This window comes from Laspinema palackyanum D2c, assembly GCF_025370875.1.
Taxonomy (GTDB): domain Bacteria; phylum Cyanobacteriota; class Cyanobacteriia; order Cyanobacteriales; family Laspinemataceae; genus Laspinema; species Laspinema palackyanum.
The window spans coordinates 238,308-257,619 of sequence record NZ_JAMXFD010000005.1 but is presented as its reverse complement, the minus strand read 5'-3'; the positions used below and the strand labels follow the sequence as shown (position 1 = coordinate 257,619).

General features: G+C 47.5%; 20 protein-coding genes. 7 read left to right on the top strand and 13 right to left on the bottom strand.

Annotated elements, in window-relative coordinates; genetic code table 11:
• Positions 1-9 precede the first annotated feature (9 nt).
• The 8 genes from NG795_RS09280 to trmD form a co-directional block, all read right to left on the bottom strand.
• Complete coding sequence (locus NG795_RS09280; RefSeq protein ID WP_367288377.1) at positions 10-210, bottom strand: PIN domain-containing protein; 201 nt, start codon at positions 208-210, stop codon at positions 10-12.
• 168 nt (positions 211-378) lie between these two features.
• Positions 379-684 carry a helix-turn-helix domain-containing protein gene (locus tag NG795_RS09275; protein ID WP_367288376.1) on the bottom strand — a complete coding sequence of 102 codons (306 nt, stop codon included), beginning with the start codon at positions 682-684 and terminating at the stop codon, positions 379-381.
• A 14-nt stretch (positions 685-698) separates the two neighbouring features.
• On the bottom strand, positions 699-992 hold the full coding sequence (locus tag NG795_RS09270) for a type II toxin-antitoxin system HigB family toxin (RefSeq protein ID WP_367288375.1): 294 nt from the start codon (positions 990-992) through the stop codon (positions 699-701).
• A gap of 112 nt (positions 993-1,104) precedes the next feature.
• Positions 1,105-1,398 carry a hypothetical protein gene (locus NG795_RS09265; RefSeq protein WP_367288374.1) on the bottom strand — a complete coding sequence of 98 codons (294 nt, stop codon included), beginning with the start codon at positions 1,396-1,398 and terminating at the stop codon, positions 1,105-1,107.
• A 281-nt stretch (positions 1,399-1,679) separates the two neighbouring features.
• Complete coding sequence (locus tag NG795_RS09260; RefSeq protein WP_367288373.1) at positions 1,680-2,618, bottom strand: hypothetical protein; 939 nt, start codon at positions 2,616-2,618, stop codon at positions 1,680-1,682.
• 169 nt (positions 2,619-2,787) lie between these two features.
• Positions 2,788-3,378, bottom strand: a complete 591-nt coding sequence (locus tag NG795_RS09255) for a DUF1517 domain-containing protein (RefSeq protein WP_367288372.1) — start codon at positions 3,376-3,378, stop codon at positions 2,788-2,790.
• A 310-nt stretch (positions 3,379-3,688) separates the two neighbouring features.
• Positions 3,689-5,041 (bottom strand): DUF1517 domain-containing protein, encoded by a 1,353-nt coding sequence (locus tag NG795_RS09250; protein ID WP_367288371.1) that lies wholly within the window; start codon positions 5,039-5,041, stop codon positions 3,689-3,691.
• A gap of 28 nt (positions 5,042-5,069) precedes the next feature.
• Positions 5,070-5,792 (bottom strand): tRNA (guanosine(37)-N1)-methyltransferase TrmD, encoded by a 723-nt coding sequence (gene trmD, locus NG795_RS09245; RefSeq protein WP_367288370.1) that lies wholly within the window; start codon positions 5,790-5,792, stop codon positions 5,070-5,072.
• A 514-nt stretch (positions 5,793-6,306) separates the two neighbouring features.
• On the opposite strand from trmD, the gene NG795_RS09240 reads away from it, so the two are divergent.
• The 7 genes from NG795_RS09240 to NG795_RS09210 all read left to right on the top strand — a co-directional run bounded on the left by NG795_RS09240 (position 6,307) and on the right by NG795_RS09210 (position 13,275).
• On the top strand, positions 6,307-7,158 hold the full coding sequence (locus tag NG795_RS09240) for a cyanophycinase (RefSeq protein ID WP_367288369.1): 852 nt from the start codon (positions 6,307-6,309) through the stop codon (positions 7,156-7,158).
• A 284-nt stretch (positions 7,159-7,442) separates the two neighbouring features.
• On the top strand, positions 7,443-10,136 hold the full coding sequence (gene cphA / locus NG795_RS09235; protein ID WP_367288368.1) for a cyanophycin synthetase: 2,694 nt from the start codon (positions 7,443-7,445) through the stop codon (positions 10,134-10,136).
• 172 nt (positions 10,137-10,308) lie between these two features.
• Positions 10,309-10,908: a hypothetical protein gene (locus tag NG795_RS09230; protein ID WP_367288367.1), complete on the top strand. Its 600-nt coding sequence runs from the start codon at positions 10,309-10,311 to the stop codon at positions 10,906-10,908.
• Positions 10,909-11,174: 266 nt separating this feature from the next.
• Entirely contained in the window at positions 11,175-11,912 is a 738-nt protein-coding gene (locus NG795_RS09225; protein ID WP_367288366.1) for a phycocyanobilin:ferredoxin oxidoreductase, read from the top strand.
• A 6-nt stretch (positions 11,913-11,918) separates the two neighbouring features.
• Positions 11,919-12,200 carry an acylphosphatase gene (locus NG795_RS09220; protein WP_367288365.1) on the top strand — a complete coding sequence of 94 codons (282 nt, stop codon included), beginning with the start codon at positions 11,919-11,921 and terminating at the stop codon, positions 12,198-12,200.
• Positions 12,201-12,345: 145 nt separating this feature from the next.
• Positions 12,346-12,585: a hypothetical protein gene (locus tag NG795_RS09215; protein ID WP_367288364.1), complete on the top strand. Its 240-nt coding sequence runs from the start codon at positions 12,346-12,348 to the stop codon at positions 12,583-12,585.
• Positions 12,586-12,642: 57 nt separating this feature from the next.
• Positions 12,643-13,275 carry a Uma2 family endonuclease gene (locus NG795_RS09210; protein WP_367288363.1) on the top strand — a complete coding sequence of 211 codons (633 nt, stop codon included), beginning with the start codon at positions 12,643-12,645 and terminating at the stop codon, positions 13,273-13,275.
• An 81-nt stretch (positions 13,276-13,356) separates the two neighbouring features.
• Here NG795_RS09210 and NG795_RS09205 read toward each other — a convergent pair whose 3' ends face one another.
• From NG795_RS09205 to sufB, 5 genes are all read right to left on the bottom strand, one after another.
• A complete protein-coding gene (locus NG795_RS09205) occupies positions 13,357-13,902 on the bottom strand; it encodes a DUF29 family protein (protein ID WP_367288362.1) in 546 nt (181 codons plus the stop codon).
• A 51-nt stretch (positions 13,903-13,953) separates the two neighbouring features.
• Positions 13,954-15,216, bottom strand: a complete 1,263-nt coding sequence (locus NG795_RS09200) for a SufS family cysteine desulfurase (protein WP_367288361.1) — start codon at positions 15,214-15,216, stop codon at positions 13,954-13,956.
• A gap of 302 nt (positions 15,217-15,518) precedes the next feature.
• Positions 15,519-16,892, bottom strand: coding sequence for a Fe-S cluster assembly protein SufD (gene sufD / locus NG795_RS09195; RefSeq protein WP_367288360.1), 1,374 nt, complete (start codon positions 16,890-16,892; stop codon positions 15,519-15,521).
• Entirely contained in the window at positions 16,892-17,680 is a 789-nt protein-coding gene (sufC, locus tag NG795_RS09190; protein WP_367288359.1) for a Fe-S cluster assembly ATPase SufC, read from the bottom strand. Before sufC ends, sufD begins: the two co-directional genes overlap by 1 nt.
• 106 nt (positions 17,681-17,786) lie before the next feature.
• Positions 17,787-19,226 (bottom strand): Fe-S cluster assembly protein SufB, encoded by a 1,440-nt coding sequence (gene sufB, locus NG795_RS09185; RefSeq protein WP_367288358.1) that lies wholly within the window; start codon positions 19,224-19,226, stop codon positions 17,787-17,789.
• Between the last annotated feature and the right edge of the window lie 86 nt (positions 19,227-19,312).

Genomic DNA, 19,312 nt, shown 5'->3' with positions numbered 1-19,312 from the left:
ATCACTTTATCATTCCCCAGCAGCCGCTAAAACCTCTCTATATAAATTTGGCCCAATCCGAAAATTAGCGTCCAAGATTAAACCATCTATAATCGGTCTAATCTGAGTCATCAAACCCCGACGCTTTGCCACTAGCAAAATTCCTAATAATCCCGTAATCGACAACCCTAAATCAATCGCTTCCCTTCGTCCTAACCGTTCATCAATCAATAATTATTCTGCATTCCCTGACAATGCCAATGCGATCGCCTCTGATTCTCCTCGACTAGATGACGTTCAGTTTGTAGAACATTTACCAATGGTTGATTAATCGCCAAAGCATCAAAATCCTCTAAAACCCCCTCAGATTTCCCCGCTCATTTTTTCCTAAATTATCAATTATTCATTTTCAATTACCAATTCATTTAAAGCCTCTTGAATCACTTGCTCACTTACCCCGCGCCGCTTCAATCCATCAATAAAACTTAAAACAGGTGGCTGGCGACTTTCCAGATGGTATAAAATGGCCTCATAAGGGGATGGTAACTCAATCGGATGATGTTGTTCTTCATAGACTTCGATTAGGGTGGTCAGAACCTCAAGCCTATCCCCATCGGTCATATTTACAGGCGCATCAAATAACCGTTCAACCTCCGCTAAAGCTTGACGATAATCTGCCTCAGTTTTAATCGGTTTCAAATTCATATTATTTTACCTCTTTAAATCGTGGTTGCATCAATATTATCATATTCTTGATGTGTCCCAACAAAGCGAATAAAAACAATCCCAAGGTCATAACGAACATGAACAATTATCCGATAATTATTCCCCTTTATATTAAAAACTACACGATTATTGGGAAGAATACTCGCATTAGCATAAATCGCTTTAATATCTGCTGGACTTGTCCATTTCTGGTTACGGACATCCTGAAACCAAGCCTTTAACGGTTGTTCAGCATCCGCGTGTAGCTGCCAAAACTCTCGTAATGTACTGCGAGCAATAATCCTCACAACAACGTTTTCCCTCAATAATCAATTGCAACGCACCCGGTCAGGATAGCACCCCCATTTTACCCCATCCCCGCCACTGGTGAAACCCGGTGTCTTGTCTCTCCCCCCAGGTTCAGAAGTCACGGGAAAACCGAGCTAAAAGTTCCTCGCGGGATAGCTGCAAAATCAACTGAACTTGCTCCAATGGGGAAATTTCGATTAACGCCTCGATAATCGATGTTAATTCCGCATCCACGGCCCCAAATTTCACTTGCAGTAGGCTTTCCAGCAGCCGCTGCTGTCCTTGTTGGAAGCCTTGCTGGAAGCCTTGCTGGAAGCCTTGCTGGAAGCCTTGCTGGAAGCCTTGCTGGAAGCCTTCTTCCTTAACAGTTTGTAACCGTTGTAAATACAGGGGTGATAGTTTCATAATTAACTCCCTTGTCATTTGTCCTTGGTCATTTGTCCTTGGTCATTTGTCCTTGGTCATTTGTAGAAACCCGGTTTCTTGTCCCTTAACCTAGAGTTAGAAACCGGGTTTCTTACCTAAATTTTTGATGAAAATCAGAGATGTTGCTAGAAACCCGGTTTCTTGTCCCTTAACCTAGAGTTAGAAACCGGGTTTCTTACCTAAATTTTTGATGAGAACCAGAGATGTTGCTAGAAACCCGGTTTCTTTTCTTTCCTGGTTTCTTGTCTCTCCCCCCAAGTTCAGAAGTCACGGGAAAACCGAGCTAAAAGTTCCTCGCGGGATAGTTGCAAAATCAACTGAGCTTGCTCCAATGGGGGAATCTGAATTAACGCCTCGATAATCTGAGCTAATTCGGCATCCACGGCACCAAATTTCACTTGCAGCAGGCTTTCCACCAGCCTCCGCTGTCCTTGCTGTCCTTGCTGGATGCCTTGCTGGATGCCTTGCTGGATGCCTTGCTGGATGCCTTCTTCCTTAACAGTTTGTAACCGTTGTAAATACAGGGGTGATAGTTCCATAATTAACTCCCTCTCTTCTGGGGCTAAATTTTGCCGAGCTTCTAGAATTTCACGCAGGTTGTACAGTAATTCTAGCGTGGTTTCTCGCGTGGGATTATCTGGTGGGAGTTGATACAGTTCTTGCAGGGCTTGTTTTTGGACTTTGCCTGTGCCTAAAATCCGCAACCACAGGGTTTCTGGCGTCGGTGGGAGTTGGTGGAGGACGATAATCGCGCTTTGTAGTCCCTTGGGGAGAAAGTAAACGCCACTCATCCAGTTTTCCAAGTCTGAGATTGCGCCAAAATCTGCTAAAATGGCGGCGGATGCGGTGGGAGTCATAATCCATAACTGGGGTGATTCGGCGGGATTGAGCCGTCTTTTTTCCCGGATGGCTTGGCGTTCAAATTCTGCGTTGAGGTCTAAGAGTTTCAATAGACAACTGCGAATTTCTCTGGGTTTAACTGGATTGCTAAAGGGCTCAAACACTGCTGGGGTTGTCGCCAATCTTCCCAGTAAACCTAAGTGACTAGCATCGGCGATGTTTTCCGGGTTGGGTGTGAAAAATATGTCAATTTCTCGCCGTTCTGAAGCCATCGTTTTGCTGGTTTCAGTTTGACCTAATTGCTTTAACAGTTCCTGGATGTATTGTTTGGTGAATTGGTCGTAGATAAATCGGGTCATTGACTTGGGGTTTTAGTCGTTTGTCATTGGTCATTTGTTATTTGTAGAAACCCGGTTTCTTGTACCCCAGTCCAGGGTTAGAAACCGGGTTTCTTGACTAAATCTTGGGGAAGCAACACCAGATGCTGATAGAAACCCGGTTTCTTGTCCTCCACCGAGATGGGGGAGTTTATGCGATCGCCTTCATATTGCCATAGTAGGTTGCCATATCCTGCACCGATAGAGTATCGGTTTCAGCTTGCGGACTCCATAGCAATTCTAAGACGAGTAGATAGTCCGACGAGAGCGATCGCAATTGACTGAGCGCTGTTTTCATCCCACCGATCGTATCAATTGGGGCAAATAACGGCTGATCGTGTGCTGTCCCCAGCAATAACGTAATCACCACATAGGCCCCTTCTCCTCCGTTCTGAATCACTGCCGCTTTATCGGTTTGGGTAATTTTTCCCTCCACATTACTCAGGGTTTCCGCGCTAAATTTACCCCGTTCCTCAAGGGATAAGTTTTCAAATACCTCTTCTGCTGCTTCGCGACTCTCGAAAGTTTCCGAACTGCCTAAAAGATGAGTCCAATAGAGGGCGTTTTCGAGCAATTGTTCTACGGTAACTTCGAGTAATTTATATAATCCCTCCGGGGTTTTCGTGTCGGCTTTCAGGCTTAAGTTGGACAATTGAGATTGGATTGAACTCACTCCAGCACTGACGGCAATCTGGAGTTGGCTCACGGTGACGATATCGTTATCGAGTTCTGAATGTATCATTGATATTTATCCTAGGTAGACTGGGTTGAAGGTTATACAGGCACGGTTTTTAAAAGCCACAACCGCTGGGGGATAAATCCCCCAGCTAATAGCTAAAGTCGGTTAAAACCGACTGAAAACACCACTGTATAAGACTTGCAGTCGGTTTTAACCGACTTTAGCTGTTAGGCGAGGGTTTTAACCCACGCCGGTTGCTGAAAGCACCACGGGGCAAGATTTTTCGTGGTTTTTAACCGTCGGTGGAGGCGCTTCCCGAAGCGCCCCTACAGGCGAGGCGGTTGATTTATTCCCCGACGGGTGTTGCTGCTGCTTATCCAATTTGAACCATATCACTATACTGAGTTAGCAAGTCATCATAGCTCAAACTATCCGTGGCTTCCTGGGGACTCCAGAGTAACTCAAACACTAACAGATAATCTGGAGTGATGGCGGCAACTTGTTGGAGGGCCGATCGCAGTTCTTCCGCAGAATGGATGGGTCCGAATAGGGGCTGATCATCTTCCGTTCCCAGGAGGAGGGTCACCACGACATAAGAGGCGGGGTCTCCTTCGGATTGAGAGCGGGATTGTTTTTGCCGAATTTTACCCCCAACATTACTGAAGGTTTCTGCACTAAATTTACTGCGTTCTTGAATCGATAATTGCTCAAAAACTCGCCCCGCTTCTTCCCGACTTTTAACCGTTTCCGAATGGGTTTGAACATGAGTCCAATATTCCGGATGGCGGAGTAAGGATAAGGCGGATTCTTGTAAAAATTCCGTCAGTCCTTCGGGAGTATCGAGTTCGGCGCTGAGGCTTAAATCGGTGAGATGGGATTGAATCTCTCGGGCGGAAGCTAATAGGGCAACCTGCAATTTGGTGACGGTGACAATATCATTGTCGAGTTCTGAGACGGCAGGGGCTGCACGTTTAGAACGAATCCACCAGAGGGCAGCGATCGCCCCTCCGGTAATCAGTAAAAACAGTAAAAATTTCCAGGGAAAGCGATTATTCCGAGTAGCTTGGGTCCCGGCATAGCCCGATTGGGGAGACGGAGGTGCGCCTGGGACGGGTTGGCTGGTTGCCGGTGCAGTGGGACTGGGGATATAAGTTGGCGGTACGACTGGGGCGGGTTTGAGTCCGGTTCCAGCAGAATCCTGATACGGGCGATCGCTGTATTGGGGAGTTGGATAGTAGGGTTGAGGGACCGGAACAGGCACCGGGACCACTACTGTTCCTCCTCCGGATGGATAAGTGGTTTGGGGGGCCGGAGTAGGGGCCGGAGTGGGGGCTGGAGTGGGTTGCGCCTCGAAGGAACCGCCCCTTGTTCGTCCTCCCGTATTGCCGCGACTGGGAGTGGAATCTGTGGGCGGGGGATTGTTCGGGCGCGAGGGACGGTTGCTACTACCAGAGCCACTAGAACTCGGGGCAGAACGGCTGGGAGTAGGGTTGGTGGTACGAGAAGGGGAGGGAGTAGAACGGGAGGGTGTGGAACGGGAGGGAGTAGAACGGGAGGGGCTGGGGCGACTGAAAGACCCCCCCCGGCTTCGTCCTCCGGTGCGGGCTAAAGCAGTGGATTGAACCTCTATCCACTCTCCCATTGGGCGGGTTGTGGGGTTAATCTTGACTTCATTAAAAAGCAAGAGGCAAAGGAGAGTGGTTAAGGTGAGATTAAATTTATGCATGGCTGAAAACCCAGCTTTATTTATTTAGTCATAGCCCATCCCCGTCGGAATTGTCATCTTTTGCTGACAGATTATCAAGGTTTTGGAGGAGGTCTGGGCGGCGATCGCGAGTGCGTTGCAGTTGTTGTGCTTTGCGCCATTCCTCAATTTTACCGTGATGTCCCGAGAGTAACACCTCCGGTACTTTCCAGTCACGAAATTGAGCGGGTCGGGTGTAGTGGGGATAGTCAAGTAATCCGTCCTCAAAACTCTCAGCTTCTAAGGATTCAGCTTTACCCACAGTGCCTGGAAGCAGGCGGACAACTCCATCGACTAAGGCTAAGGCGGGAATTTCTCCCCCGGTTAAGACGAAATCCCCCAAAGAGACTTCGCGGGTTACGAGATTCATAACCCGTTCATCGATGCCTTCATAATGTCCGCAAATCAAGACAAGTTGATCGAAATTTTGGGCGAGTTCCCAGAACAGGTTACGATTCATCGGTTGCCCTTGGGGGCTGAGAAAAATCACCTCGCGGCGAGGCAGAACGGGTAAGGATTCGACTGCTGCAAATAAAGGTTCAGGTTTCATGACCATTCCGACTCCTCCGCCATAAGGTTCGTCATCGACTCGACGATGCTTATCCGTCGTAAAGTCGCGAGGATTAACGAGATTGACCGCAGCAATCTGGTTAGCAAGGGCTTTCCCAAGGAGGGAAGATTGCAGTGGGGTGGTAAAAAAATCGGGAAATAACGTGATAATATCTATTCGCACAGGGACAACAAGGGAGCGGACACAAGCTTTTATTATAAGTCCGACTATCCAAGCTACCCGAGGTTGGGAATCCTTCTCTGATCCGGTAGAGGCGATCGCAGCCAGCCTAATGCTTTACCCTGCTGTTATCTTTGCCACGAGCACGCCACTATTGAGGAAAAATACCAGGGGGTGATGTTTGAATTCTAAATATTTGTGGAAATTTTTGCCATTTTTGCCATATATATCGACTGAATAACCACCCGCGCTGACCCGGTAAAACTGGGTAGAAATCCAAAGGATCAAGCAAGCGGGCCGATCGCCTTCCCTGTCGAGGAATTCCGCAGGCACGGAAAAAAAAACCGTGGGATCGTAAAAAACGTGAGAAAATTAAACTCCCTGACCCTGGGTCCGCACTAGGGCGAAAGAAAAGCCCATCCGGTGATGCAAAAACGGACAAGAATGCCCTCTAAAGCCCTGCGCTTGGGGAAGGATCGAAACGTACAAAAAATAAGGGCCAATAGCAAGACCACCCATGCTACAGTTAGACACTCAATCCCTACAACAGAAGATGCCCCAAACACTTAAAAGCACTGTAATGGTGATTGGCGGTGCGGAAGACAAAGTTCATGGCCGCGAGATCCTGCATACGTTTTTTACTCGTGCTGGAGGAAGCGAGGCGAAAATTGCGATCGTCCCTTGTGCCTCGCGGGAACCCTCGGCGATCGGGGACCGATATAACAAAATCTTTACAGAGATGGGTGCCACCAGCATAGAATTGCTAGATATCCGCGAAAGGACCCAGGGAGAGGACCCGAAGTGGCAAGAGTACATGGAAGAATGTACGGGAGTCTTTATGACTGGCGGCGATCAACTCCGACTCTGCGCCTTAGTCGCGGATACGCCTTTGATGGAGAAGGTTAGGATGAAGGTGCGGGAAGGAAAAATTGTTTTGGCGGGAACCAGTGCCGGTGCCGCAGTGATGGGCCATCACATGATTGCCGGAGGAGGCAGTGGAGAATCGCCGAATCGCTCCTTAGTGGATATGGCAACGGGATTGGGAATTCTGCCCGATGTGATTGTGGATCAGCATTTCCATAACCGGAATCGGATGGCACGGCTACTCTCGGCGATCGCCTCTCATCCAGACCGCCTCGGCATCGGCATTGACGAAGATACTTGCGCCATGTTTCAAGGCGATGGCGTCATTGAAGTGATTGGCAAAGGCACCGTGACCATTGTTGATCCCGGTTCGACTTTCGCGACGAACGAGCAACAAGTGGGAGCCACAGACCCCTTGAGTTTGTACAATATGCGCTTACATATTCTGTGTCACGGCGATCGCTTTGAGTTACGTCAGCGCATCAGTCGTCCCACCCACCCCTAGGCTTTTATGGCAGCATACACCCTCGACTCCCTCGTTATGATTACCCTGCACAGAAGAGAATAGCCCAGTCCCGGTGAAACCTGAAAGTTCAAAGCCCAAACCTTAACGCATTCCACTTCACGCTTCACCTGAACCACCCACTCTCTGCTGATTCAGTTTGCACTTGTCCCTAACTGGACTCGATCAAGATGTTCAAAATGAACATATTGTAACGGCCTAAAGCCAGAAACTAGAACAAGTGCCTCTATTGCTTCCAAAACAAGAGCTTCATCCTCGCGCAGCTTATGAAAATACTTAAAATCCAGACATTACGGGGTCCGAACTACTGGAGCATTCGACGCCACAAGGTCATCGTGATGCGCCTCGACCTAGAAGACTTAGCACCCAAGCCGACGTCTTTGATCCCCGGCTTTTATCAAGGTCTCGTGGAGGCGCTACCGAGTTTGGTAGACCACTACTGCTCTCCCGGTTGTAGAGGAGGGTTCCTCAGCCGTGTCCAAGAGGGGACCTATATGGGTCATGTGGTGGAGCACGTTGCCTTAGAACTCCAGGAACTTGCGGGGATGATAGTTGGTTTTGGTCGCACCCGCGAAACCTCGACTCCAGGCACCTACCAAGTTGCCTTTGAATATATTGATGAACAAGCGGGTCGGTATGCCGCTAGAGCAGCAGTGCGCCTCTGTCGCAGTATTGTCGATACAGGTCGCTATCCGGTTTCCGAGTTGGAACAAGACATCCAAGACTTGAAAGATTTGGCGGCTAAAGCCTCCCTGGGTCCGAGTACCGAGACCCTGATTAAAGAAGCTGAAGCCCGCGATATTCCCTGGTTTCACTCTAGCGCTAGAGCCATGATCCAACTGGGAACCGGGATTTATCAAAAACGAGTCCAGGCAACCCTGACCGATCGCAGCAGTATTTTAGGCGTTGAACTCGCCTGCGACAAAGAAGGGACCAAAAAAACTCTGCGGGATGCCGGAGTGCCGGTTCCCCGAGGGACTTTGATTCACTATCTCGATGAACTCCAAGAGGCGATCGATGAAGTGGGAGGCTATCCCATCGTGATTAAACCCCTCGATGGCAACCACGGACGCGGGATTACCATTGATATCCACAGTTGGGAAGAGGCAGAAGAAGCCTACGACGCTGCCACAACAGCTTCCAAAACGCGATCGGTGATCGTCGAACGCTACTACAAAGGTCGGGACCACCGGGTTCTCGTGGTTAATGGTAAACTGATCGCCGTAGCGGAACGGGTTCCTGCTCATGCGATCGGTAATGGCAAATCCACCATCCAGGAACTCATCGAAGAAACCAATCGCGACCCCAACCGAGGCGACGGCCATGATAACGTCCTGACCCGGATCCAAGTAGACCGCATGAGTATGCAAATCTTGGAACGCAAAGGATACGACCTCAACACCGTACTCCAAGACGGCGAAATCTGCTATCTGCGTTATACCGCCAACCTCAGCACCGGCGGTATCGCTATCGATCGCACCGATGAAATCCACCCAGAAAATCTCTGGATGGCGGAAAGAATTGCCAAACTGATTGGCTTAGATATCTGTGGCATCGATGTCGTCACCGAGGATATTTCCCAACCCCTCCGGGAAAATGATGGGGTCATCGTCGAAGTCAATGCTGCTCCCGGTTTCCGGATGCACGTCTGTCCCAGCCAGGGCCTGCCCCGCAACGTCGCAGCCCCTGTCATGGAAATGCTCTTTCCTTCAGGCACTCCGTCGCGGATTCCCATTCTCGCCGTCACCGGCACTAATGGTAAAACGACCACCACCCGCCTCTTAGCCCATATTTATAAACAAACTGGCAAAACCATCGGTTACACCACCACCGATGGGACTTATATCGGCGATTTTATCGTTGAAAAAGGGGATAATACCGGACCCCAAAGTGCCGAACTGATTTTAAAAGACCCCACCGTTGAGGTGGCAGTCTTAGAAACGGCCCGAGGTGGTATTTTGCGATCGGGTTTAGCCTTCGATCGCTGCGATGTCGGGGTAGTTTTAAACGTTTCTGCGGATCATCTCGGCATTGGCGATATTGATACCATCGAACAAATGGCGACCCTCAAAAGCGTCCTCGCCGAATCCGTGGATGCCAAAGGTTATGCCATCCTGAATGCCGAAGACCCCCTCGTAGTCAAGATGGCAAAACGGGTCAAATCTCAAATTGCCTATTTCTCGATGGACCCCGAGAACGAAATTTTGCAAAATCATGTCCGCAATGGGGGACTCGCCGCCGTCTATGAAAATGGCTATCTCTCCATTATTAAAGGAGATTGGACCCTCCGGATTGAGCAAGCGGTTAACGTCCCGCTAACAATGGCAGGATTGGCTCCCTTTATGATTGCCAATGCCCTCGCTGCTGCCTTAGCTGCCTATAGCAATGGGGTTCCCATTGAGCAAATTCGCAGTGGATTGGCGACTTTTGAGGCATCGGTTGCCCAAACTCCGGGACGGATGAATCTGTTCAATATGGGGACCTATCATGCCTTGGTGGATTATGCCCATAATGCCGCCAGTTATGAAGCCTTGGGCGGGTTCGTGCGAAATTGGCCCGGAGAAACCATTGGCGTTATCGGGGGTCCTGGCGATCGCCGGGATGAGGATTTGTTCAACCTCGGCAAACTCTCCGCAGACATCTTCAATCGGATTATTGTCAAAGAAGATAATGATACCCGAGGTCGTCCCCGGGGAAATGCCGCCCACTTCATCTGTGAAGGGATCGCCCAAGCCAATGGTCCGGCGGCGTATCAAACCATCCTGAATGAAACAGAGGCGATCGAAACCGCCCTAGACGAGGCCCCCTCGGGCAGCTTAGTCGTGATTTTGCCTGAAAGCGTCAGTCGGGCGATTAACCTGATCGAGAAGCGCAAACCCCTAGAAGAACCGCGCATTCCCCTCAACGGTTCTAAGCCCGTAGAATCCTCCTCGGTTGAATATAGCGAGTCTTCTACATAATTCACCCCTGAACCTTTACAAAAGACTTGAAACGGATAACTCTCCATTTTCAAGTCTTTTTTTTATTCAAAAAAAACTCAATTCAAGCTAGATTCCAGATAACAATCAAATGGTGCTATAAATAAGCAAGAGCTATTTAAAGTCAGTTAATGTCTTAAAATTTTAGAAAGCTATGAGTGGCAATTGCAAGCAAACATCTGGCAAATTATGCGGTCATTCTCGTGATAGCAATACGACCCGTCAAAATCAACCAACTCTTGCTTATTGGGTGAATCATTATCTGGATCATGTCGGAACTTGTTATCAAGATCAAACCCAATGGTGGGGCGATCGCACACTTACTTGGGATGCAGCCTTGGAAAGAGCTTGGCTTTCTAGATTTGCCGATGGGAAAATGCACCCCCATCAGCGCCGAGTCTCCTCTAAATTAGCAGAAGGATTGAACGTATCTCGCCAAGATGGTCACCAAGCACAGCAGTTTAAAACCTTTGCAGAACTTCATCACTGGATAGAGTCAGTGACTGCTCGCGTTAAAGGATTAGGAGCAACCACAGCTTACGATGTGGCTCAACGCTTGGGAATGTGGCTAAATTTAGAACCCGATTTAGTGTATCTTCATGCGGGGACGGCTGAAGGGGCCGCCCTTTTTAAGATTACCGGAAAAACTACTTTTTTAAGTAATTTTCCTCCTGAAATTCAAAAACTCGGAGCAACTCACGCAGAAAACTTTTTGTGTATTTATAAAGACAACCTCAAGTCGTTATCTTTATAACTAAATGACTCTGTTTCAAAGTTTAATTTGGGGGGAAATTTCAAAATATTATGGTTGCAAAGAAGCGAAAAAATTCAGACAAGTCGTTATCTTATCTTCGTTCGTAGTAACGACTTCAGTCGTTATCTTATCTTCGTTCGTAGTAACGACTTCAGTCGTTATCCAACCTCCCTATAACAACACCCCAACATCCCACCCCCCTAAATAGGATAAAATAAACACCGCGCCCCGCGCAATATTGTTCCACCCTCATATAGGAAAAACCCGTGACATCAACCTCTAATCCATCCCTGCGAACCGAACAACATAGCCTGATCCAAAAACTCGCCGACTGCATCGAGGGAGTGTGGCAAGAACAATTAGAACTTTCCCCTTATCCCCTCCCAGAGGACCTGGGATATGTAGAAGGAAAATTAGAAGGGGAAAAACTCAGAATTGAAAATCGCTGCTATCAAACCCCAGAATTTCGGAAAATCCATTTAGAATTGGCAAAAGTTGGCACCACCCTAGATATTTTGCACTGCGTGATGTTTCCTAACCCCAACTATGATTTACCCATGTTTGGGACTGATTTAGTGGGAGCAAAAGGGAAAATTGGGGCAGCGATCGCCGACTTATCCCCCCTTCGTCAAAAAGTCCTCCCCCAACCCTATCAACAGCAACTTTCTGACTTACCGGCGATCGCATTTACCCATCCCCGAGACCTCCCCCCCTGGGGTCATATCTTCTCAGAATTCTGCTTGTTTGTGAGACCGGATAATCCCGAAGAAGAAACCCTATTTCTGAATCGCGTCAAAGCCTATATGCAAATTCACTGCCAACAAGCCAAAAACACCCCAGCAACCCCCGAACTCCACAGCGAAATCCTTGCCGGACAACGCAACTACTGCGATCATCAGCGCAAAAATGATAAAACTCGCCGGGTTTTAGAAAACGCCTTTGGCAACGAATGGGCCGAATATTATATGACCCAAGTCTTATTTGACCTGCCTGAAGAGGACTAAAAGACAATGACCGAAACAAAGTGCGCTCACGTCTTAATTTCCGGAATCGTTCAGGGAGTCGGGTATCGATTTAGTACCGTCCATCAAGCCCAAAAATTAGGCGTATCCGGTTGGGTGAGAAACTTAACCGATGGACGAGTCGAAGCCATCTTTGAAGGCACCCCCGAAACCCTCGATCGCATGATAGCCTGGTGTCACCAAGGACCTTCGTCCGCCCAAGTCACCGATGTCACCGTCACCTATCAACCCCCCCAAGGCATCACCGGATTCACCACTCGCTATAAATAACACCCTCTCGGGACAAGGCAATGCCTTGTCCTCCGTCCTCCCCCCTATCACATCATAAGTAAATCAGTTTTAAAACCGTTGTCTTTTTGGGGTCAATGACTTAAAGTAAAAGAGAGGAACAATGCCCGAAACCTTGTAATTATCTATGAATTCTATACCCGGGACTGTTATGAATACGCCACTGGTAAACACCCTATTTCAATTGATTCATTCCCTATCCCCAGAAGACCGGGCCGCCTTAGAAGAAAAACTGTTGTTCGACACTGCTTATCCCTTTACCCCCGAGGCAATTAACCTAACTTTGCAAAGCAGTAGCTTTGATTTTCTAAACGAAGAACCGGACCTCTATACCCTTGAAGACGGAGAACCCATTAGATCAAGTTGACTAAAAGCGATATTGTTTTAATTACCGATTTTCTGATAATTATTGAGGAAACTAGCTATGTATGCGGTGATTTCTCCCGAAGAAATTAAATTGCCAGCAGGCAGTGTGGTTCGGCTACCAGGCACCTGGCAGAACTACTGCCAACTCAGGGACAGTCGGGGAGACAGTTCTATTCCTCGCATCAAATTTCGTAACAGTGAGATTTTGCTCATGAGTCCTTTGCCAAAACACGGACGTGATGCCCATTTGATTGCGGCCATCATCACTACGGTACTGGATAGCCAGAACCGCAACTACGAGGCGTTTACACCCATTACGATGGATTTGCCAGAAGAGAGGGGAATTGAACCCGATTATTGTTTCTACATTGACAATTGGCAAACTGCCGTCGGCAAGGATCGCATTGATTGGCGCAACAATCCACCCCCAGACTTGGTAATTGAAATTGACGTGACTAGCTACACGGCGGTAGAGGATTATCTGCCCTACAAGGTTCCAGAAGTTTGGTTGTTTAGAAAAACAGGATTGCAAATTCATACTTTAGAAACAGGGGGTTATCAACAACAGCTTTTGAGCCGCTATTTCCCCAATTTGGACCTGCCCAAGTTAGTTGAGGAGGTGTTCCAAATGGCTTTAGAACAAGGAATGGGAATGGCGATTCGAGAGTTCCGTCGAACATGGATGAGCTAGGAGCAAGGGAGAGGGGGTGACGGGCTGAAAATCAATCTCCATCAATTCTCCCCATCTCCACTTTTTCCCCCTATTAAAAAGCTAATACTTAGGCCCAAATCCGCCCTCGGACAGCCGACCTTCTTTCCAGGTTTCTCCTCCGGGCAAATGGCTGAGTTTATCATCAACTTTTGCCGGTAATTCTAATGGGGAATTGTTATAAGTCAAAGTCAACAAATCTTGGGCAGTTGCGATAATTTCTTCCCGCTTAACCATGTTTGAGATTTGAAACGGGGAATAGGCCCCTTCTAACACTTCCACGCTGGCATCCCGAATGGCTACCTCGATCGCTTCTGTTAAAAGGCTCTCCCAGTCATCGGATTTGATATAGTAAGAGGTTTTATTTTCTTTTAAATTAAGGTCTTGGATTTCTAAAATAGAACCCCGAATGGAAGCCGCCCAAGAATTCGTGAGGCGCTGTTCTAGTTGATTTTTAATTAAATGCAATAGCATTCTAATCGCAAAAGATTTAATGGCTCTTAAAATGGCTTTTTTGCTCATGCCATCCAGTTCATCCAAGAGGGTCAAAGCATCTTGATACCGTCCCTCTAGGATACTGGTTCTTAAATCAGCTAATTCTTGCGTCATGATGACTCCCCCAATTTAAAGGGTGAGCAAATTGCCCACCCTTAAACTGATTTACCCAAATATGCCACCAAAAAACTCGATCGCCTCTTTTAATGCCACAACAAAGGTATCAATTTCTTCCGGCGTATTGTAGAAATACAAACTAGCTCGGGCGGTGGATTGTGCGCCAAGGACGCGGTGTAAGGGTTGGGTACAATGATGTCCGGCACGAATGGCTACCCCTGCCTGATCTAAAATGGTGGAAAGGTCATGGGGATGCACGCTTCCACTGGTAAATGAGGCTAATGCCGCTCGTCCTGAACCGTCTGCTTGGGGTTGGGGTCCGTAAATTTTTAGCTCAGAAATGGGGTTGAGTTGCTCAAACAAATAGGCAGTTAACTGTTTCTCATACTCATAGATTTTATCCATGCCAATGCTGCTGAGATAGTCTACTGCGGCACCCAACGCTACTGCTTCGCCGATCGCAGGCGTTCCCGCTTCAAATTTATGAGGCACATCCGCATAGGTGGAATGGTCCAAAAATACATCGGCAATCATCTCCCCTCCCCCTAAAAAGGGCGGCATCGATCGCAATACGGCCAATTTGCCATACAGGAACCCAATTCCCGTCGGCGCACACATTTTATGTCCCGATGCCACTAACCAATCGCAATCCATTTCCTGCACATCAATGGGCAGATGGGGCATACTTTGGCAAGCATCAATTAAGACTTTTGCTCCCTGTTCATGGGCAAGTTTGGTAATTTCGTTTACGGGATTAATACAACCCAAGGTATTAGAAATATGAACCACTGCCACTAACTTTGTTTTGTCCGAAAGCAGGGTTTTGTATTGCTCCATATCAAACTCTTGGGTGTCCGTGAGTTCGACAAACTTGAGAACCGCTCCGGTTTTTTGAGCTAAAATTTGCCAAGGAACTAAATTGCTGTGATGCTCCATGACGGTGAGGATGATTTCATCTCCCGCCCGAATATTGCTGACTCCCCAAGTATTGGCGACGAGGTTAATGCCTTCGCTGGCATTGCGGGTATAGATAATTTCCTGTTCCGATGCCGCATTCACAAATTTGGCAATTTTTTCTCGGGCCCCTTCATAAGCATCGGTAGCACGTCCACTGAGGGTATGAACTCCTCGATGGACGTTGGCATTGTCAAAATCATAATAACGGCGCAAAGCATCCAAAACCTGCACCGGCTTTTGGGAAGTGGCGGCGTTATCTAAATAAACTAATGGTTTGCCATGAATTTCTTGATTTAAAATCGGGAAATCAGGGCGAACTTTTTGAGCTAATGTCTTTTCTCGGGTAACTATCATGGTCCTGAATAAATAAAGGATGAATGGGTTGCAAATACGAAAAAATCAGTTAGAGAAAATTAATGCAAAATTATTCAAATTTCTCTATTAGCCTGCGGAGGCAGGCTTTGTCCGTATAGCCCCAGGCTTTAGCCTGCGGGTTATTTAAAGGTCATTTCACAGAAAAAATGGTTATCATAATTTTTTATAAGTTTGAGACCCTGGGTGTAGAGACGCAATAGTTCACGTCTCTACATCGATAAATTCCTCGATATTTATTTCACCGCTTCCCCCGTCATAAAAACTGCCGGGATTTGGAGAAATTAGATACTTTTACAAGCAACACATCGAGAAATTTTCGTTTGCAAGGCACCGGAGGGTAATTCTTGCAGAATTTCTCCGGCAAATCCATCAATCAGTAAGCTGCGACTCGTCTGCGGATCTAATCCGCGACTCCGCAAGTAGAAGAGTTCATCTTCTTCCAGTTGGCTGATGGTGGCACCGTGAGAACATTTGACGTTATCAGCGGTGATTTCCAGTTGGGGTTTTGTATCCACTCTTGCTTTGGGTGAGAGTAATAACGTGCGATTCAACTGGCTGGCATCGGTGAGTTGTGCCGGTTTGGGGACAAAAACTTTACCGTTAAAAACGCCTTGCGCTGCATCATCAATGATGCATTTGTGCAGTTGTTTGCTGGTGCCGTTGGGATGGTTGAGCACGATCGCACTGTGAGTATCGCTGACTTGTTTCCCAGCGGCGATCGCCAATCCGTTGAGGGTGGTATAGGTTCCTTCCCCCTGTTGGTACACCTCCAGATGATGCCGGGAGAGTAAACCGCCGGTGGAAACTGCGGTACAGGAATAATTGCTATCTTTCGCTTGGGCGATCGCAGTCTTGCCAATATGGAATGAGTTGGTACTCTCACGCTGGATTTTGGCATGAGTTAACTGAGCATTTTCGGCTACCCAGATTTCCGTGACAGCATTAGTAAAATAAGGTGCATTTCCCTTAAAATTGCCGCAGGAATCGTCATCGGCAACCACATATTCCTCGATCGCCGTGCAGGAACTTCCGCGTTCCGCCACGATTAAACAACGCGGTTGAACTAATCGGGGTTGATCTCCAGGAACTGCCATGAATAACAGATGAATCGGTTTAGTGACTGCTACATCTCTTGCCACCCACACCACTGCTGCATCCATTAATCCAGCGGTATTCAAAGAAGTAAAAACCTCTTTGTTTCCCTCAACATTTCCCAGGTATTTTGGCAACAGAGTCTGTAAAGATTCTGGCAATTGTCCCAGACTTCCGACAAATATCCCTTCCGGTAACCCAGAAACATGGGAAAGTTCAGCCGAATAACAGCCATTGACAAACACTAAGCGGCTGTCTAGCATTTCGGGTAACTCAAAAGGCGCGACTCCAGTCGTCGGAATTGCCTCCGGAGGTGCTGCCTGAAACGTCAATGCCTGCAACCCAGACAAATCCGTAACTCGCCATTCCTCATCTTTGCGAGTCGGCATTGCCAATTCTCGCACCCAGGTTGCTGCATTATCTCGCACCTGCTGCAATAACGCTGCTGTTGGAGGTGCAATGCCATATTCTGGATTTACCACCGGCGCAGGAGAGGCGACTGCCTGTTTCAACAATTCATCTAAATAAGACACTTGTGGTTTTTTAGAAACCTCTATCACCATTACACACCTGCCTTCACGCGATCGGCTTCTACCACCCAATCATATCCACGTTCTTCCAATTCCAGCGCCAAGTCTTTGGTTCCGGTGGTCAAAATCCGACCCCCTTCCATAACGTGAACATAATCCGGCACAATATAATTCAGCAAGCGCTGATAGTGGGTAATTGCTAACACTGCATTATCCGCCGAAGACAAATGATTAACTCCATTTGCCACAATTTTTAAGGCATCAATATCTAAGCCGGAATCCGTCTCATCCAAAATGGCTAATTTTGGCTCTAACAGCGCCATTTGCAGAATTTCGTTGCGCTTCTTTTCCCCGCCAGAAAATCCTTCATTCACACTGCGGTTGAGAAAGGCTGGATTCATTTTCACCACATCCAGCTTTTCTTCAATGATGTCTTCAAAATCAAAGGCATCGACTTCTTCTAACCCCAAATGCTTGCGGCGAGAATTGTAGGCGACTCTTAAAAAGTCAAGGTTACTCACCCCAGGAATTTCCAAGGGATATTGGAATGCTAAAAATACTCCCGCTAAAGAGCGTTCTTCCGGTGCCAACTCTAGGAGATTTTGACCCATGAAAATCACTTCTCCCCCGGTGACTTCGTAGGCAGGGTGACCCGATAGCACCTTGGAAAAGGTACTTTTTCCGGAACCATTTGGTCCCATAATCGCATGGATTTCTCCCGCTTTGATTTCGAGATTCAATCCTTTGAGAATGGGGGTATCATTCACATTCGCGGTTAAATCGCGAACGGATAAAATTACTGAACTACCTTCTTTAATCATTGCTCCTCAATACATTTCATGAAACAAACCTCGCGAAAAACTCGCTTGAAGAAGAACGATAAAGGATGAATTTTCCGCCTTCATCCTTTATCGTTCTTCCTTCCAATTACCCAACAGACCCTTCTAACTTCAAGCTCAATAGGCGATCGGCTTCCACTGCAAATTCCATCGGCAACTGATTAAACACATCCTTACAGAATCCGCTAATCATCATCGAAACCGCATCTTCTGGCGAAATTCCCCGTTGGGCAAAATAGAACAGTTGATCTTCCCCTATCTTAGAAGTAGAGGCTTCATGCTCGACTTTTGCCGTATCATTTTCTACCTGAATATAGGGGAAAGTATTCGCCTGAGCGTTGTCCCCAATCAGCATAGAATCGCACTGGGAATAGTTGCGTGCGCCTTGGGCTTTGGGTGAAACTTTCACCAATCCGCGATAGCTATTGGAAGAATTTCCCGCCGAAATTCCTTTAGAAATAATCGTGCTGCGGGTATTTTTGCCAATATGGATCATTTTGGTGCCGGTATCGGCTTGCTGTTTGTTGTTCGTGAGGGCAACGGAGTAAAATTCTCCCACAGAATTATCCCCCACTAACATACAACTGGGATATTTCCAAGTAATCGCTGAACCTGTTTCGACTTGAGTCCAAGAAATCTTAGAATTTTTTCCTTTGCAGAGTCCGCGCTTGGTGACGAAATTATAAATTCCGCCCTTGCCATTTTCATCTCCAGCGTACCAGTTTTGGACCGTGGAATATTTAATTTCGGCATCATCCAAGGCAACCAGTTCCACCACTGCGGCATGGAGTTGGTTGGTGTCAAACATGGGGGCGGTACAGCCTTCCAAATAGGAAACATGGCTACCTTCTTCGGCAATAATCAAGGTGCGCTCAAACTGCCCCGATTCGCCATTGTTAATCCGGAAATAGGTGGAGAGTTCCATCGGGCATTTGACACCTTTGGGAATATACACAAAGGAGCCATCGCTAAACGCTGCCGAGTTGAGGGCGGCGAAGTAATTATCAGCGATGGGGACGACACTGCCCAGATATTGTTTCACCAGTTCAGGATAGTCCTTGACGGCTTCAGAAATGGAGCAGAAAATCACCCCTTCTTCGGCCAATTTTTCTCTAAAGGTGGTGGCGATGGAAACGCTATCAAAAACGGCATCTACGGCAACGTTACTCAAGCGCTTTTGTTCGGAGAGGGGAATTCCCAGTTTCTCGAAAGTTTCGAGAATCGCAGGATCAACCTCATCCATGCTATTCAGTTTTTGCTTTTTCTTGGGAGCAGAATAGTAAATGATATCTTGATAATTAATTTGGGGATAGTTGACGTGCGCCCAAGTTGGATCGGCCATTTTTTGCCATTGCCGAAAGGCTCTGAGGCGGAATTCTAACATGAATTCCGGTTCTTCTTTTTTGGCCGAAATTAATCGGACGACATCTTCATTAATGCCGGGGGGTAAAGTGTCGGATTCAACGTCGGTGATGAATCCATATTTATAGGGTTGATTAACGAGGGTTTTTGCAGTAGTAGCAGTCATAGTCTTAGTTCAGTGTTCTCTCTAGGTTCGGATCCAGGGCAGGGGTGGAACTGAGTCAACAGGAGGGTTGAATGGGTTCCTAGAAC

Coding starts and splice junctions, on each gene's coding strand:
- NG795_RS09275 (WP_367288376.1), bottom strand. CDS start 684: ATGAATTTGAAACCGATTAAAACTGAGGCAGATTATCGTCAAGCTTTA.
- NG795_RS09265 (WP_367288374.1), bottom strand. CDS start 1,398: ATGAAACTATCACCCCTGTATTTACAACGGTTACAAACTGTTAAGGAA.
- NG795_RS09260 (WP_367288373.1), bottom strand. CDS start 2,618: ATGACCCGATTTATCTACGACCAATTCACCAAACAATACATCCAGGAA.
- NG795_RS09255 (WP_367288372.1), bottom strand. CDS start 3,378: ATGATACATTCAGAACTCGATAACGATATCGTCACCGTGAGCCAACTC.
- NG795_RS09250 (WP_367288371.1), bottom strand. CDS start 5,041: ATGCATAAATTTAATCTCACCTTAACCACTCTCCTTTGCCTCTTGCTT.
- NG795_RS09240 (WP_367288369.1), top strand. CDS start 6,307: ATGCTACAGTTAGACACTCAATCCCTACAACAGAAGATGCCCCAAACA.
- cphA (WP_367288368.1), top strand. CDS start 7,443: ATGAAAATACTTAAAATCCAGACATTACGGGGTCCGAACTACTGGAGC.
- NG795_RS09230 (WP_367288367.1), top strand. CDS start 10,309: ATGAGTGGCAATTGCAAGCAAACATCTGGCAAATTATGCGGTCATTCT.
- NG795_RS09220 (WP_367288365.1), top strand. CDS start 11,919: ATGACCGAAACAAAGTGCGCTCACGTCTTAATTTCCGGAATCGTTCAG.
- NG795_RS09215 (WP_367288364.1), top strand. CDS start 12,346: ATGAATTCTATACCCGGGACTGTTATGAATACGCCACTGGTAAACACC.
- NG795_RS09210 (WP_367288363.1), top strand. CDS start 12,643: ATGTATGCGGTGATTTCTCCCGAAGAAATTAAATTGCCAGCAGGCAGT.
- NG795_RS09205 (WP_367288362.1), bottom strand. CDS start 13,902: ATGACGCAAGAATTAGCTGATTTAAGAACCAGTATCCTAGAGGGACGG.
- NG795_RS09200 (WP_367288361.1), bottom strand. CDS start 15,216: ATGATAGTTACCCGAGAAAAGACATTAGCTCAAAAAGTTCGCCCTGAT.
- sufD (WP_367288360.1), bottom strand. CDS start 16,892: ATGGTGATAGAGGTTTCTAAAAAACCACAAGTGTCTTATTTAGATGAA.
- sufC (WP_367288359.1), bottom strand. CDS start 17,680: ATGATTAAAGAAGGTAGTTCAGTAATTTTATCCGTTCGCGATTTAACC.
- sufB (WP_367288358.1), bottom strand. CDS start 19,226: ATGACTGCTACTACTGCAAAAACCCTCGTTAATCAACCCTATAAATAT.